Below are 740 nucleotides of genomic sequence, written 5' to 3'. Positions count from 1 at the left end.
GGGCGGGCGGGCGAGCCGGCCGCGTGGGGGGCCGGCGGGGGGGGGGGGGGGGGGCCGACCGGGGGCGCGGCGGGGCCCCAGGGGCCGGCGCCGCCCGGCCCCCGCCCCGGGGCGCCACGGCAGTGGTGGCCCGGTCCTCCCGGGCGTGCGGAAGGGCCCGTGGGACGGGTCCCACGGGCCCTTCCGCGTCGGCCGGTTCAGGCATTCTTGGCGCACTCCGCGCAGGTGCCGAAGATCTCCAGGGTGTGTGCGATGTCACTGAACCCGTGTTCGGCGGCGACCGAGTTGGCCCAGCGCTCCACCGCCGGACCCTCGACCTCGACGGTGGCACCGCACTGGCGGCAGACCAGGTGGTGGTGGTGCCCGCTGCTGCACCGGCGGTACACGGCCTCGCCGTCGGCGGTGCGCAGCACGTCGACCTCGCCGGCGTCGGCGAGTGACTGCAGGGTCCGGTAGACGGTGGTCAGGCCGACCGAGTCACCCCGGTGCTTGAGCATGTCGTGGAGCTCCTGCGCGCTGCGGAAGTCCTCGATCTCGTCCAGGGCCGCCGAGACGGCGGCTCGCTGCCGGGTCGAGCGGGCACGCGGCGACGGGCCTGCGGTGGTCACCGTGGGTCCTCCTGGGGTGGTGGGCGTCTCGCACCTCATTGTGCCAGCCCCGCACCCGACGTCGGAGCGGTCGCGTCGGACCGGTCCGGGCCGGGCAGTTGGACGTCGCAGACCTGCGGCCCCGCGTCGGGG

General features: G+C 77.0%; 1 protein-coding gene. It reads right to left on the bottom strand.

All coding sequences use genetic code 11. From position 1 onward, the window contains the following. Positions 1-197 precede the first annotated feature (197 nt). On the bottom strand, positions 198-608 hold the full coding sequence (locus tag PUR61_RS13860; RefSeq protein WP_329879124.1) for a Fur family transcriptional regulator: 411 nt from the start codon (positions 606-608) through the stop codon (positions 198-200). Positions 609-740: the final 132 nt, after the last annotated feature.

This window comes from Streptomyces sp. BE20 (genome assembly GCF_036322525.1).
Lineage (GTDB): Bacteria > Actinomycetota > Actinomycetes > Streptomycetales > Streptomycetaceae > Kitasatospora.
Note: the sequence above shows the minus strand (reverse complement) of the source record. Positions and strands in the feature narration are given on the sequence as shown.